At 42.8% G+C, this 13,289-nt stretch carries 13 protein-coding genes; all 13 read right to left on the reverse strand.

Going from position 1 to position 13,289, the window contains the following annotated elements:
• Positions 1 to 25: 25 nt before the first annotated feature.
• Entirely contained in the window at positions 26 to 763 is a 738-nt protein-coding gene (locus tag ACFVAD_RS07925; RefSeq protein ID WP_386637855.1) for an ABC transporter ATP-binding protein, read from the reverse strand.
• A complete protein-coding gene (locus ACFVAD_RS07930) occupies positions 760 to 1,542 on the reverse strand; it encodes an ABC transporter ATP-binding protein (protein WP_386637856.1) in 783 nt (260 codons plus the stop codon). Before ACFVAD_RS07930 ends, ACFVAD_RS07925 begins: the two co-directional genes overlap by 4 nt.
• Positions 1,535 to 2,572: a branched-chain amino acid ABC transporter permease gene (locus ACFVAD_RS07935; protein WP_386637858.1), complete on the reverse strand. Its 1,038-nt coding sequence runs from the start codon at positions 2,570 to 2,572 to the stop codon at positions 1,535 to 1,537. The genes ACFVAD_RS07930 and ACFVAD_RS07935 overlap by 8 nt, the downstream gene beginning before the upstream one ends.
• Positions 2,573 to 3,451: a branched-chain amino acid ABC transporter permease gene (locus tag ACFVAD_RS07940; RefSeq protein ID WP_386637860.1), complete on the reverse strand. Its 879-nt coding sequence runs from the start codon at positions 3,449 to 3,451 to the stop codon at positions 2,573 to 2,575.
• Positions 3,452 to 3,533: 82 nt separating this feature from the next.
• Positions 3,534 to 4,859 carry a phenylacetate--CoA ligase family protein gene (locus ACFVAD_RS07945; protein ID WP_386637862.1) on the reverse strand — a complete coding sequence of 442 codons (1,326 nt, stop codon included), beginning with the start codon at positions 4,857 to 4,859 and terminating at the stop codon, positions 3,534 to 3,536.
• Positions 4,860 to 5,121: 262 nt separating this feature from the next.
• Positions 5,122 to 6,660 carry an AMP-binding protein gene (locus ACFVAD_RS07950; RefSeq protein ID WP_386637864.1) on the reverse strand — a complete coding sequence of 513 codons (1,539 nt, stop codon included), beginning with the start codon at positions 6,658 to 6,660 and terminating at the stop codon, positions 5,122 to 5,124.
• A gap of 24 nt (positions 6,661 to 6,684) precedes the next feature.
• Positions 6,685 to 8,238: a class I adenylate-forming enzyme family protein gene (locus ACFVAD_RS07955; RefSeq protein WP_386637866.1), complete on the reverse strand. Its 1,554-nt coding sequence runs from the start codon at positions 8,236 to 8,238 to the stop codon at positions 6,685 to 6,687.
• Positions 8,204 to 9,376, reverse strand: a complete 1,173-nt coding sequence (locus ACFVAD_RS07960) for an acyl-CoA dehydrogenase family protein (protein WP_386637868.1) — start codon at positions 9,374 to 9,376, stop codon at positions 8,204 to 8,206. Before ACFVAD_RS07960 ends, ACFVAD_RS07955 begins: the two co-directional genes overlap by 35 nt.
• A 14-nt stretch (positions 9,377 to 9,390) precedes the next feature.
• The gene (locus ACFVAD_RS07965) at positions 9,391 to 10,524 is read right to left on the reverse strand and encodes an acyl-CoA dehydrogenase family protein (protein ID WP_386637869.1); all 1,134 of its coding nucleotides are present in this window, start codon (positions 10,522 to 10,524) and stop codon (positions 9,391 to 9,393) included.
• 43 nt (positions 10,525 to 10,567) lie between these two features.
• Positions 10,568 to 10,885 (reverse strand): AtuA-related protein, encoded by a 318-nt coding sequence (locus ACFVAD_RS07970; RefSeq protein WP_386637871.1) that lies wholly within the window; start codon positions 10,883 to 10,885, stop codon positions 10,568 to 10,570.
• Positions 10,878 to 12,254 (reverse strand): acyclic terpene utilization AtuA family protein, encoded by a 1,377-nt coding sequence (locus ACFVAD_RS07975; protein ID WP_386637874.1) that lies wholly within the window; start codon positions 12,252 to 12,254, stop codon positions 10,878 to 10,880. The genes ACFVAD_RS07970 and ACFVAD_RS07975 overlap by 8 nt, the downstream gene beginning before the upstream one ends.
• Positions 12,255 to 12,271: 17 nt before the next feature.
• Positions 12,272 to 12,481, reverse strand: coding sequence for a biotin/lipoyl-binding carrier protein (locus ACFVAD_RS07980; RefSeq protein WP_386637876.1), 210 nt, complete (start codon positions 12,479 to 12,481; stop codon positions 12,272 to 12,274).
• A gap of 16 nt (positions 12,482 to 12,497) precedes the next feature.
• Positions 12,498 to 13,286, reverse strand: coding sequence for an enoyl-CoA hydratase/isomerase family protein (locus tag ACFVAD_RS07985; RefSeq protein ID WP_386637878.1), 789 nt, complete (start codon positions 13,284 to 13,286; stop codon positions 12,498 to 12,500).
• Between the last annotated feature and the right edge of the window lie 3 nt (positions 13,287 to 13,289).

Genomic DNA, 13,289 nt, shown 5'->3' on the forward strand with positions numbered 1-13,289 from the left:
TTAGGCGTTTAATTCAACTTAACTGTTATACCACCGTATGGCCTAAAAATGCCTCTTTAATCTCAGGGTCAGTTAGTAATTCCTTTGAATTGCCTTCTTTGATGATACTCCCGTGGGACATAACATAGCCACGATCCGCTATCTTTAACGAAGCGCTTACATTTTGTTCAATAAGTAATACAGTTACATCAAAATCATCCCTTAATTGTTTCACGTATTGCAAAACTTCTTTAACGATTAAAGGTGCTAATCCCAGGGATGGCTCATCTAGCAAAAGAAGATTCGGTCTTGCCATAATAGCTCTTGCAATAGCCAACATCTGCTGTTGGCCTCCTGAAAGTGTTCCACCAAGCTGAGCTTTTCGGTCTTTTAGAATCGGAAACAATTGAAACACTTTTTCGATATCACGGTTCACTTCCCTTTTCCCCATTCTTGCATAATGATGATAAGCTCCTAAATATAAATTATCCAGTACAGACAATGTACTAAAGATTTGTCTATGCTCAGGAACAAGAATCAACCTTTTTTCGACGATTTTTTCTGCCTCAAATGGCGTAATATTTTCATCCTGGAAAAAAATTTGACCACTTGACGGTTTGAGAAGACCAGATATATTTTTAAGCATCGTCGTTTTTCCGGCACCGTTAGCTCCAAGAAGGGCCACAATTTCCCCCTTATCAACATGAAAATTGATTTTATTTAAAACTTGAATAGGTCCATAACTGAATGAAACATCCTTAACTTCCAGCATCTTTGAGGTCATGCACTTCCCTCCTGCTCTTCATCGGCCCCAAGGTAGGCTTCTATGACACGAGGATTGTTTTGTACTTCTTTCGGCGTTCCTTCAGCAATTTTCTCCCCTTGATCCAGAACAATGATTTTATCGCAAATTCTCATTACCAAATCCATATCATGTTCGACGATGAAAATAGAAATACCAAGATCTCTTATTTTTAGAATTAGATTACTCATTTCCAGTGTTTCTTGGTGATTTAACCCCGCTGCTATTTCATCAAATAATAATAGCTTTGGACTCGTGGCGAGGGCTCTTGCCAATTCTAGCAACCTTAATTTCCCTAGAGACAGTTTACCAGCCTCCAAATCGCAAATGTCTTCTAATTCTACGAATTTCAGCATTTCTACTGAAGTCTTGTAAATAAAGTCTTCCTCTTTTTTGGAAATTGGCAGTCTCAATGCTGCAGCTACTATTCCAGAAGAGGTTCTCGTATGCAATCCAACCATCACATTTTCAAGAACAGTCATATTCTTAAAAACTTGCAGGTTCTGAAACGTTCTTGAAATACCTAGTGGGGCAATTTTATATGACGGGTAAGAATCGATTCTTTCATTATGGAACCAAATCTCTCCTTCTGTTGGTGGGAAAACAGCGGAAACCATGTTAAATAAAGTGCTTTTCCCAGCTCCATTAGGGCCAATCAATCCTGTTATTTTGCCTTCCTCAATGTCAAAAGTAACATTTCGATTTGCTACGACTCCTCCAAAACGTTTTGTCACGTTTTTCACTTCTAATAAACTAGACATTTCGCTCCCCCTTTTCAGATCGAAGGTTTTGGGATGGCGTGGTTCGTTTTGATTTTTGGTATGACTTTTTAATCATAGAAGTTAGGGTAGGGAACAATCCTTTAGGGAGAAAAATGACGACTAACATCATAATAAATCCATAAAGCACATGTTCAAAGTCACTTGAAATAAAGGAAATATGGGACCCTAACGTATGGACAATCAAGCTGATGACCGTAATAAGCAGTGCTCCCCATACCGCCCCCCATATACTAGTTGCCCCACCTAGAACAACCATCGTTAGAAATAAAATGGAACCGTTTAATCCAAAGGAGCCCGGAGAAATGCTATAGGACATATGAGCAAAAAGCCAACCTGCAAGCCCAGCAAACATGGCACTGATGACAAAAACCTGCATTTTATATCGCCCTGTATCCACTCCCATTGCACTTGACGCAACCTCACTATCGTGGATGGAGCGTAATGCCCGCCCGATTCGAGAGTGAATAATATTCAGGGAAATGATAATCACAAGTAAGGCAAATGCCCAAACTAAATAGTAATAGGACAGTCCTTGTTTAAAAGCAAAACCGAATATCTCAATCTTGGGAATTCCAAAAAATCCTGAAGCCCCTTTTGTTACGGACTTCCATTCCACCAAAAGCACTTGGATGATAATTCCAAACGCAAGTGTCGCCATCGCTAAATAATAGCCGTGAAGTCTTGCCATGGTATGCCCTAATATATACGCAATAAGGGCTGGTGCCGCTATAGAGATTATTAAGCTGATCCATGGATTAATTCCATAAGTGGTCGTTAATACTGCCGTAGAATAGGCACCTACCCCATAAAAGGCAGCTTGTCCTAATGAAATCTGACCAGCAAATCCCATTAATAAACCCAGTCCAACTGCGATAATGGTATAAATCCCTGCAAAAGTAGCCTTTGTAACAAAAAAGGACGAAGATAAAATAAACGGGAGAACCAGGATAAATACCGAAAAAGCTATAATTCCTTTCCAACCAAATCGTTGGATACCTTTATATATCAACTATAGCCCTCCCTTTCCAACATTCTTTTCTCCGAGTAATCCATATGGTCTAATAAGTAAAAGCATCAGCACCACACCAAAAGCAATTGCATCTTTCATTCCTGAGCTAATGTAACCAGCTCCAAATGATTCAATCACTCCTAATAAAAGACCACCAATAACGGCGCCAGGTGCACTGCCCAATCCTCCCAATATGCTTGCAGAAAACCCTTTGATGCCCAACATCATTCCCATATCATAGGAAGGGAAAAGAATAGGTGCAATGACGAGTCCCGCTAATGCTCCAAAACCTGCACTTAAAGCAAAGGAAAAAGAGGACATTTTCTTAGGACTTATGGCCATTAATCTGGCTGCCATCGGGTTAACGGAACAAGCACGAAATGCTTTTCCAATCATCGTTTTTTCTATTAATATGTAGAGGATGACAACAACGGCCAACATAAAAACCATGACCCAGATGCTTTGTGGTGTGATCGACGCCCCCATCACACTTATCGGTTCATCACTTGTAAACGAGTCTACCTTAACTGCGTTTTTCCCCCACACCATACCCGCAATCCCTCGAATAAAAATTGCCGTACCTATGGTTAAGATAATTAAGCTTAGCGGATCCGCTCCTTTTGCTTTTCGAATAATCATAAATTCTAGTAACCAGCCTATTGCCACCACTATGACAATGGTTAAAAAAAAAGAGACAAAATAGGGTAAACCTAAACTTATTAAGGAGAACATGGTCATTCCACCAAGCATGACAAATTCGCCTTGTGCTAGATTAATAACCTTTGTCACACTATAAATTGTGACAAATCCTAGGGCGACTATCGCGTAAATACTCCCGATAGTAAGTCCGGAAATTAAAAATTGAATAGAATCAGTCATTCTACCACCCTTTTATTTTGTAAGATAATATTCATTACGTAAAAAATACGGAATTGATTTTAATTGTCACATTCCACCAACTTTAAACTTCCTGTGGTTCATTCATCCGATTTACTACTCTTACTGCCTTCCCTTCAGACCTTGGGATTGATTTTGGTTCTAGTACCTTAACATCGACCGAAATTAAGCAAGAGCTTTTTATGAGACTTTGGATTTGCTTTCTAAGACTATTAATCTTTTCATGATTCATATCGCGATAAATTCGGCTATAGAATTCATCCCTTACTTCCACTTGCAGTTCCACATGTTGCATGCTCCCTTTCTTAAACAAGTGGAGTTGATAATGTGGTTCGATATCTTTTACGGAAAGTAAAAAATGCTCAATTTCAGATGGGAACACATTTACTCCGCGAATGATGAGCATATCATCTATTCTGCCTTTTACCCGTGACATCCTAATCGTAGATCGTCCGCATTTACACTTGTTTCTATTTAGAGATGCAATATCACCAGAACGATAGCGGATAATCGGGTTTGCTTCTTTGGTCAAGCTTGTGAACACGAGCTCTCCGTCTTCTCCATTCGGAACAGGTTGTAATGTAATTGGATCGATCACTTCTACTAGGAAATGATCTTCTGCAATATGAAGGCCATCCTGTGCTTCATGACATTCCATTGAAACCCCTGGTCCCATCACTTCACTTAAGCCATAAATATCACATGCTTTAATATCAAACTTTTCTTCTATGGTACGACGCATTTCCTCTGACCAAGGTTCTGCACCAAATATCCCGAATTTTAAAGATGTCTCTCTTGGATTCTTACCAAGCGCCTCCATGCGTTCAGCAATATTTAAAAAATAGGAAGGTGTGCAGCAGATAACCGACGGCTGAAAATCTTCCATGATGGATATTTGGCGATCTGTGTTCCCCCCTGATACAGGAACTGTCACCATCCCAAGCTCCTCCCCTCCGTAATGAAGGCCAAGACCACCTGTAAAAAGACCATATCCATATGCATTATGAAGTATTTCCCCAGGCTCCCCACCGGAAATAGCAATAGCACGTGCTACAAGTTCGGACCAAATTTTAATATCATTTTTTGTATAGCCTACAACCGTTGGCTTTCCACTTGTTCCTGAGGATGCATGAATACGCACTAACTCTTTTTGGTCAACTGCGAAAAAACCAAAGGGATAGTGGTCTCTTAAATTGCTTTTTACTGTAAAAGGAAGTTTTATCAAATCTCTGATGGATCGAATATCTTCAGGCTTTACACCTAGTTCATCAAACTTATTTTTATAAAATGGGACCTTTTCATAAACTCTGCTTACTGTCTCCTTTAGCCGTTTTAATTGGAGTTCCACCAACTCCTCCTTGGAAGCGGTTTCAATTTTATGAAGAATCATGTTTTACCTCCTAAATTAAGCTTTAAAAGTTATCGAGTTTTTGTATAACGTAATTTATTGCTATCGTATAATTTTCGTTTTACTATTAACAATAATTTTACTAATTAATAATTAAATGTCAATCAATAATTTAAAATATTATCTATATTCAGAATAATAAATTTAAAAGGTTAAGTGTCAACGCTATTAAGTTTTTACACCATAAAAAAAGAGGAAATCCTAAACTGTTAGAATTCCTCTTTTTATATTTCAGGGCAGAATCTTATTGCACTGTATATAGATTCTGGAACTTGGTCCGCAATACATGCTTTTGAATTTTTCCGGTAGTGGTCATGGGAAGTTCTTCTACAAGAACGACTGACTTTGGTACTTGGAATTTCCCAAGATGTTCTTTGCAGTGTTCCAATAATTCCCCTTCCGTTACATGGGTGTTTTCCTTCGGCACTATAAAGGCCGTTACCGCTTCCACCCAGTGGCTATGTGGAAGGCCTATCGCCACTGCATTGCCTACCTTTTCATGCATCAGTAGAACCTGTTCCACTCTAATGGATGCCACGTTTTCTCCACCTGTTTTTATGAGGTCTTTCTTACGATCGACAAATAGTAATTGGCCATCCTCATCCCAATATCCAAGATCTCCTGTATGGTGCCAATCATGCTCCCTGCTGGCCTTGGTCTCTTCATCACCTTGAAAGTACCCGTTCATGACATTTGGTCCGCGATGGACAATCTCTCCCACTTTTCCTTTTGGTAGAATAATGCCTTCTTCATCCATGACAGCGGTATCATTTATGATGCTTGACACACCCCAATAGGAGCCAGACCTGCGAAGCTGCTCTTCCGGCTTGAACATGAGGGTGGATGGGTACATTTCCGTCTGACCGGTTCCGAGTGCAAAGTCAGCATCAAACGCCTTGATCAGTTTTTCCAATGTTGGCCGGTCCATAGGAGCCATGGCATACATACACGATCTTAAGGAAGAGATGTCATAGTTCTTGAAGTTCGGGTGGTACAATACCCCCCGATACATCATAGGCAGCATGAACATCCAGGTGATTTTTTTATCTTGAACGGACTTCAATAACCCTTCTGCATCAAATCCGTTGAAGATAACACTTGTCGCTCCTATGTTTAAAAAGCTGGTGGTAAACGTATGTTGGGCGCAATGAAAGGAAGGCATCAGGACTGTTGCGACATCACTCGTTTTCAATCCCATTTCAATAATGTTTCCAAGGCTGGCTATATATACCGCCAGATGGCTGATCATTACACCTTTTGGATTGCCGGTCGTGCCGCTAGTATACATGATTTGCGCTGTATCGCGGTCCTTTATATCTACCGTTGGTTCTTCCATCGGGTATTCCTTGAAAAGCTGATGAAATTCTTCATAAGATCCGGTTAACTGTATGGTTCGTGCGAATTCCTTATAGACGTCCAGATGCCCGACTAATAACCGTTTATCCCCGATAATCAGTTTTGCTTTTACTTGGTTTAAGATATATTTCTTTTCTTCGAATGAGATGCCGGGATTGATTGGCACCCATATTAGACCTGCTTTTGCAATTCCATAAGTCACAATGATGGAGTCCAAGGAATTGGTGCAGATTGTCGCAATCGTATCTCCTTTTTTCAAACCATTTTCCAATAGAAACTGGGCGAACTGATTACACATTTCATCTACTTCTCTATACGTCCACTTTTCATCTCCTTGAATAAATGCTATCTTTTCTGGATATCGACTGGCACTCCTTCTCACAATATCCCCAATGGCGATACGATTTACCGCAGTGATTTCTACCAATTCAAGCCCCTCCTCATTCTACTTTTATACTTTCTGCTGTTTGAAGCTCTCCATTAATAAAGCCTTTTGCACCTTACCTGCAGGAGTCAGCGGTACCTGGTCCACTATGATGAATTGTCTTGGGATTTTGTAATCTGCAAGCTGACGGCTGCAAAAGTCCTTCAACTCTGATTCTGTCAAACTTTTTCCTTTTTCAGGAACAACATAGAAGACCCCAACTTCTCCGAGGTTTGAATCCGGGATTCCAAAACCGGCTGCAAGCTGGACTCCAGGATGTTTGGTAAGAACATTTTCCACTTCAACAGGAAAGACATTAAACCCGCCTGTTAGATACATTTCCTTTTTCCTGCCTTTGAAATAAATGTAGCCTTCCGCGTCCTTGGATACCATGTCTCCTGTATAGAGCCATCCATCCTTGAATGTTTCCATCGTCGCCTCCTTCAACCCATAATAACCTTTGCCGACACACCCCCCTTTTATCACAAGTTCTCCCACTTCACCTTCGAGTTCCTTCCCATCCGGATCAAGAACACGAATAGCAAAATCTCCAATTGCAACTCCGATGGTTTCCTGCACTTTACTGCTGTCATCTTTAAGAGTGGATAACACACATGCCCCAGAAGTTTCACTTAATCCATATAAATTGACAAGCTGACCGTTTGGAATGCGGTTTGTGATCATATCGCAAAGCTTCGGCTCGACATTCGAACCGCCAACAATACATAACTTAAGCGAACCCAAATCATATTTTTCTTGCTCTGGCATGGATAAGAGCATGACGTACATCGTTGGAACGCCGCCAAAAATCGTTGCCTTATGCTTCTCGATAGCCTCCAACACAAGGTCGGGCCGGAAGCTTGGAATTAATACGACACTGCTCCTGCTCAAGAGTGCAACCATAATGGTACAAGTAATGCCCCCTACATGATTAAATGGCAGTCCTCCGATAGCTCGATCACTATTTGTCACTTTAAAGTGCTCTGTTTGGGCCTGGGCAGATGCAAGCAGGCTTTGATTTGAAATCATGGCTCCCTTTGGCTTCCCTGTGGTCCCGGAAGTATAGATAATCAGCACGGTATCTTCTTCTGTCACCTCGCTCCTAGCTTCAAGTAAAGCGCTTTCATTAATTGACTCCTCTATTAATTTATGAAACGTATCCTCCTCCCCTCCTATATAAAAGAATTGTTCTAACGAAGGAAATTTATGGATGTTATTTCTGAAAAAATCCTTGTAATGAAAATCCTGAAATTCAGCAAGCGATACGACTGCCTTAACCTCCGCGTTATTAAGCATATATTCCAGCTCGGTTTCGCGATAACGCACATTCAATGTAACAAGACTTGCACCAATCTTCGCTGCTGCAAAAAAGGTACACAGCCACTCAAGCTGATTGAGCGCGATAATGCCGATGCGGTCGCCTCTCCCAATTCCTTTTCTCAACAGTCCTGAGGCAACCCTGTCGGAAATTTGATTGACCTCTTCAAACGACACCTTTCTCTCTCCATCTATTAGAAATGTTTCATCCCTGGCTAGTTCTACAGCATCAGCTAAAGCTTGTAACACTGTTTTTTTCTGCAAGACCTTGACCTCCTTTTGAATGGTTTAGCCAATTTACGATATCTCTATTATTCTTTAACTCTTCATTATAAAAACTGGAGAACATCTTTCCATCACGCCAGTATCTTTGAATGGGAAATTCCATCATATATCCCGCTCCGCCATGAATTTGCAGGGCATGATCACAGACGTCAGTCACCATTTCCACCGCATTTTTCAGTGCCATGGTCTTGATTGCAGGAAATGTTGGCGACCTATCTTCCTGACTCAGCAAATATAGGGATCGATAGGTGATGGCTCGTGATTTTTCGATTGCAACGGCCATATCCGCCATCATATGTCTAAGAGCTTGGAAGCTGGCAATCGGTTTGCCGAACTGTACCCGCTCTTGGCTATATCTTTTAGCAGCATCCAAAGCATTTTCAGCCAACATAACACAGCAGATTGCAGTCATCGTGTGTTCCCAGTGTGCCGCTTCTTTCCTATACTCTTCACCATATCCTTTAAAACCTATTAGAGAGTGTATGGGCATGCTCACATTTTCAAAGCTTACTTGATTTTGTTTCAGAGAACGCCATCCTAACAGCTTCTTTCCGCTGGAACAATGAATTCCTTCTGACTTCAACTCTACTAAAAATAGACTGTTGGCATTTTCATCTTCTGTTTTGGCTTGGACAATGGCGATATCCCCTGTTTCTCCTGAAAAAAGAGTCACCTGACCTTCTGACCAATACGCGTTTTCACCTCTTTTGACTACGAGCTCACTTGTCTTTTTCCTGGATGAAGAGGTAGTAAAAATAAACGTCCCGGCAATGCCATTTCTCAAGTACTGTTCCTTTGCCTCCTCACTGCCAAAGTTGCTTACATAACACAAGGCACTTAAATGATGGATTACTGCGAGTGCCGGACCGGCTGCACCAGCTTTCACCAGTTCTTCTATCAATATAGCCTCCGTTATCGTATCCAGGTTGCTTCCACCGTATTTTTCCTGTTGGGAAATACCTAGATAACCCAATTCTCCCAGTCTTGTAAAAAAGCGACGTGGTATGGTTTCGTTGTGCTCCCACTCCTCTATGTACGGCGTCACCTCTTTATGAACAAACTTTCTTATAGCATGACGGAACAGCTTATGCTCTTCTGTGAAAATCCAATGGGCCATGATTATCCCTCCTTCTACAAGCCGATTTCTTTTGAAATAATTTCTTTCATGACTTCATCCGTCCCTGCACCTATACGGTTCAACCTTGAATCACGCCAGATGCGTTGAATCGGATGATCGATATCACAGGCTTCCTCCCCAATCAGATCCAATACAATATCCGCTACTTTATGGGCTGCTTGGGCAGTTGTCAGTTTGACCATCGAGATTTCCTTACTGGGAACCTCTCCGTTTGCATAGCGGTAGGCAACGGAATAGGTCATTTCACGGCAAACCTCTATTTCACAGACAATATCAGTTAATACGTTCATGACCTGTTCGTCCTCTTCCAGTTGGTTTTCCTCTATATATAATTGGGCAATAGAGAAGCAATAGTCCATTAACCCTATTGCAGAAGCGGCGGCAATCATCCGTTCGCTCTGAAGCTGCCACATGATCTGGTAGAAACCTCTTCCTTCCGTCCCCAATAGATTCTTATGGGGAACCCGGACATCTTCGAGCATCAGTTCAGCTGTATCGGATGAGCGCATTCCGAGCTTGTCGAGTTTCCGGCTGATGGAGAACCCTTCCCGATCCGTTTCCACGAGAAAAAGACTGATTCCTTTATATCCCGGTTCATCGGAAGTTCTTGTTACTAAGGTGACAAAGTCCGCTCTTGGACCATTCGTTATATACATTTTTGAGCCGTTGATCACCCATTCATCACCATCACGTACTGCCCTCGTCTGGATGGAGGATACATCGGACCCATGGTTTGGTTCTGAAATCCCTAATGATGCAAGCTTTTCCCCCCGAATGGCAGGTGTTAGAAAGGTTTCATGGTGATACGCTGTACCGAATTTGTAGATTGGCGGAGTCGCCATATCCGTCTGCACTGCTACGGCCATCGGAAACCCGCCTGCACCACACTTATTCAATTCTTCTGCAAACACCATGACTTTAAAATAATCGGCACTCTCCCCACCGATTTCTTTAGGATATCTCAGCCCCAGAAGTCCCAAATCTCCCATTCTCTTTAACACGTCTAGCGGAAATTCCCCTGCCTCCTCCCAATCTGAGATATTGGGAGCCACTTCTGTTTGAATAAAGTTCCGGACCTTTTGCCTGAATTGTTCATGCTCTTCTGTCAAATATGGCTGGTAGTTCATTTGCAACCTCCCCTGATTCAAAATCGTCTTTTCGCAACACGTTCTATTGTATCTCTACTTCCATTCTCAGCAGATTGGCACCAAAGCATTTTCCGAGATTATCCAAGCGGATGGACGAGGAACCCCCTCCATTCAACGCTTGATAGCAGACAAAATTGACAGCTTGAATGTTTGGCAGCTCATAGCGGATGACCTCTCCCTTCACCAGCTCCCCAAAATGACCCTTTACTTTTTCAGGGGTGACCTGGGTCAATATGGCTTCGTATGCTTCCTCACTTTTGGCAAACAAGCCAATGTTTACACTGTTCCCCTTATCCCCGGACCTTGCATGGGCTATATCCTTTAAACACGCTTTATACATAAGCTCCCACCTCAAATACCTCGACTTTTACATCCTGTTCGACCAATTCCCGCGGAACGAGACATGACCACATCCCTATCAGCTCTCTTGGTGGAATGTTTCCGATATAGGCTCCAAGGGAAGGGGGCCCATTTAATGCGATGGGCGGAAACAGTCGACCAAATTTTGCAACCTCCTGTTTGGATTCCCCTCTCACTGCCATCCGCAGGAACACTTCATTTAGTTCGTCAGACGCCATGGGCACGGTAGGACCATGAAGCGCGTTGTGTCCGATATACTCTGTTCTGATTTCCGAATAGGAAACCCGTTGCCTCTCCAGCTGCTTGCGTATTATTTCATCTGCTTTTTCCGCTTTCTTCAGAGCGTCCGGCCACGAAAATCCTACAATGGCCTGTCCCATATATCCATTCTCATATCCCATGACAACCTTTAGCGTTTCTGGCCTAGGAGTCCCTGTAACACCAGTCACTTTCACAGTATTAGTTGCCACTTCCTCGAGCCTTACTTTGGATACATCCATCACCACATCCGGTGTGAGATATTTTGTGGGATTATGTATCTCATATAGCATCTGCTCTTTAATGGTCTCTGCTGTAACCAGCCCGCCACGCTCATCCACTTTGGAGAGAAGAAACTCACCGTTCGGATAAACTTCCGCAATCGGATAGCCAATCTGATCCATATTCTCGACTTCCCACCAGTTCCCACTGAAATTACCTCCGGTAGATTGTGCCGAGCATTCCAGCAGATGTCCCATAAACACACCTGAAGCCAGTTCATCCCAATCCTCCTCGGACCAATTGAATTCATGGATCAGCGGTGCCAAAAACTGTGCCGTATCCGTTGTTCTGCCGGAAATGACAATGTCTGCACCAGCTCTTAATGCTTCAACCAATGGCTTGGCACCAAGATACGCATTGGCAAACATTAGCTTCTCTTCTACTTCAGCCAAACAGCGGCCGGTCTCCAGATCGTTCAGGCTGACTCCCTTTTCCTTTAGATTCTCTAAACGGTCCAGAATGTTGTCACCTGTAACAACGGCTATCTTCAGCTGATCAAAGCCCATTTCCTTCGCTACTCTGACCACCTCTTCTTTCGCTGCATGTGGATTCATCCCTCCTGCATTGGTTAACAACTTGATTCCTTTTTCTTTTACATAGGGGAGAAGCGCCTTCATGGAAAGTCCGATATCCCTTGTATAGCCAAGGTTTTCATTCTTCTTCAAGTCTTTGACCAAAATGGCCATCGTTAATTCCGACAAGCAATCAAAGCTCAAATAGTCGACATTGCCAAATTTGGCTGTCGCTACCGCAGGCTCGATTGTATCCCCATAAAAGCCTTGAGCTGCACCGATACGAACCGTTTTCATTATTTACCCACACCCTTCTAATTCAATATAATCAACAGATCATCATCCTGGACGAAGTCCCCTTCCGCCACTTTCACCCCCGTAACGACTCCGCTTTCTGCCGCTTCGACCGGAATTTCCATTTTCATCGATTCCAATATGACCACGACATCTCCAGCGGTTACTTCATCGCCTTCTTTCACCAATACCTTCCATACACTTCCGCTCATAGGTGATTTCACTAACATGTTATCGTTCTCCTTTTCATTTCCCTAGCCATACAGGGCTTCTTTTTTCCAGAAATGCTTGCGCACCTTCTTTTAGGTCCTCACTTTGAAAAGAGATGATTCTCAAAGTGGATAAGTAGTCGAACGATTTCATCAAGTCCATCTGCTCAGTGGAATAAAAGGACTCCAGGGCAAGGCTGACTGCTAAAGGACTGTAGGAAGCGATATTTTGGGCCACTTTATGCGTCTCTTCCTCCAGCTCATTGTGGGGGACGACCCGGTGAACCAATCCATATTCCTTTGCCTGGCGGGCGCTGAATATTTCGGCGGTGAGCATCAATTCCATTACCTTTCGATTTCCAACAGCTCTTCTTACCCACGGCAGGATGACATACGGGACAATTCCAAGGCGCAGTTCCGTCAAGCCGAGCTGCGCTTCTTCAGAGGCAATCGCAATATGGCTCATGGCAACAATCCCACAGCCCCCGCCCAATGCCGGACCGTTGACCGAAGCGATAATTGGGGTTTTTACTGTTGCCCCAAGTTTAAAAAGCTCCGTGCTTTCTTTTCCTTCCATATGAAGCTCGGGTACACTTTTGGTGAAGTTTTCCTTGAACTCATTAAGGTTTCCACCTGCGGAAAATGCCTTTCCTGCACCCGTCAACACGATGACCTTTACCTGAATGTCGTTGTCCGCCTTCTTGATTGCATGGATCAATTCCTCTGTCACCTGTTTGGAGAGCGGGTTCCTCATTTCCGGCTGATTGAATGTTATCCTGGCAATGCCATCACGTTTGATATCATACAAAATCGTTTCATAATTCACTTC

The sequence above is a fragment of the Sutcliffiella sp. NPDC057660 genome, assembly GCF_042800035.1.
Classification (GTDB): domain Bacteria; phylum Bacillota; class Bacilli; order Bacillales; family Bacillaceae_I; genus Sutcliffiella_A.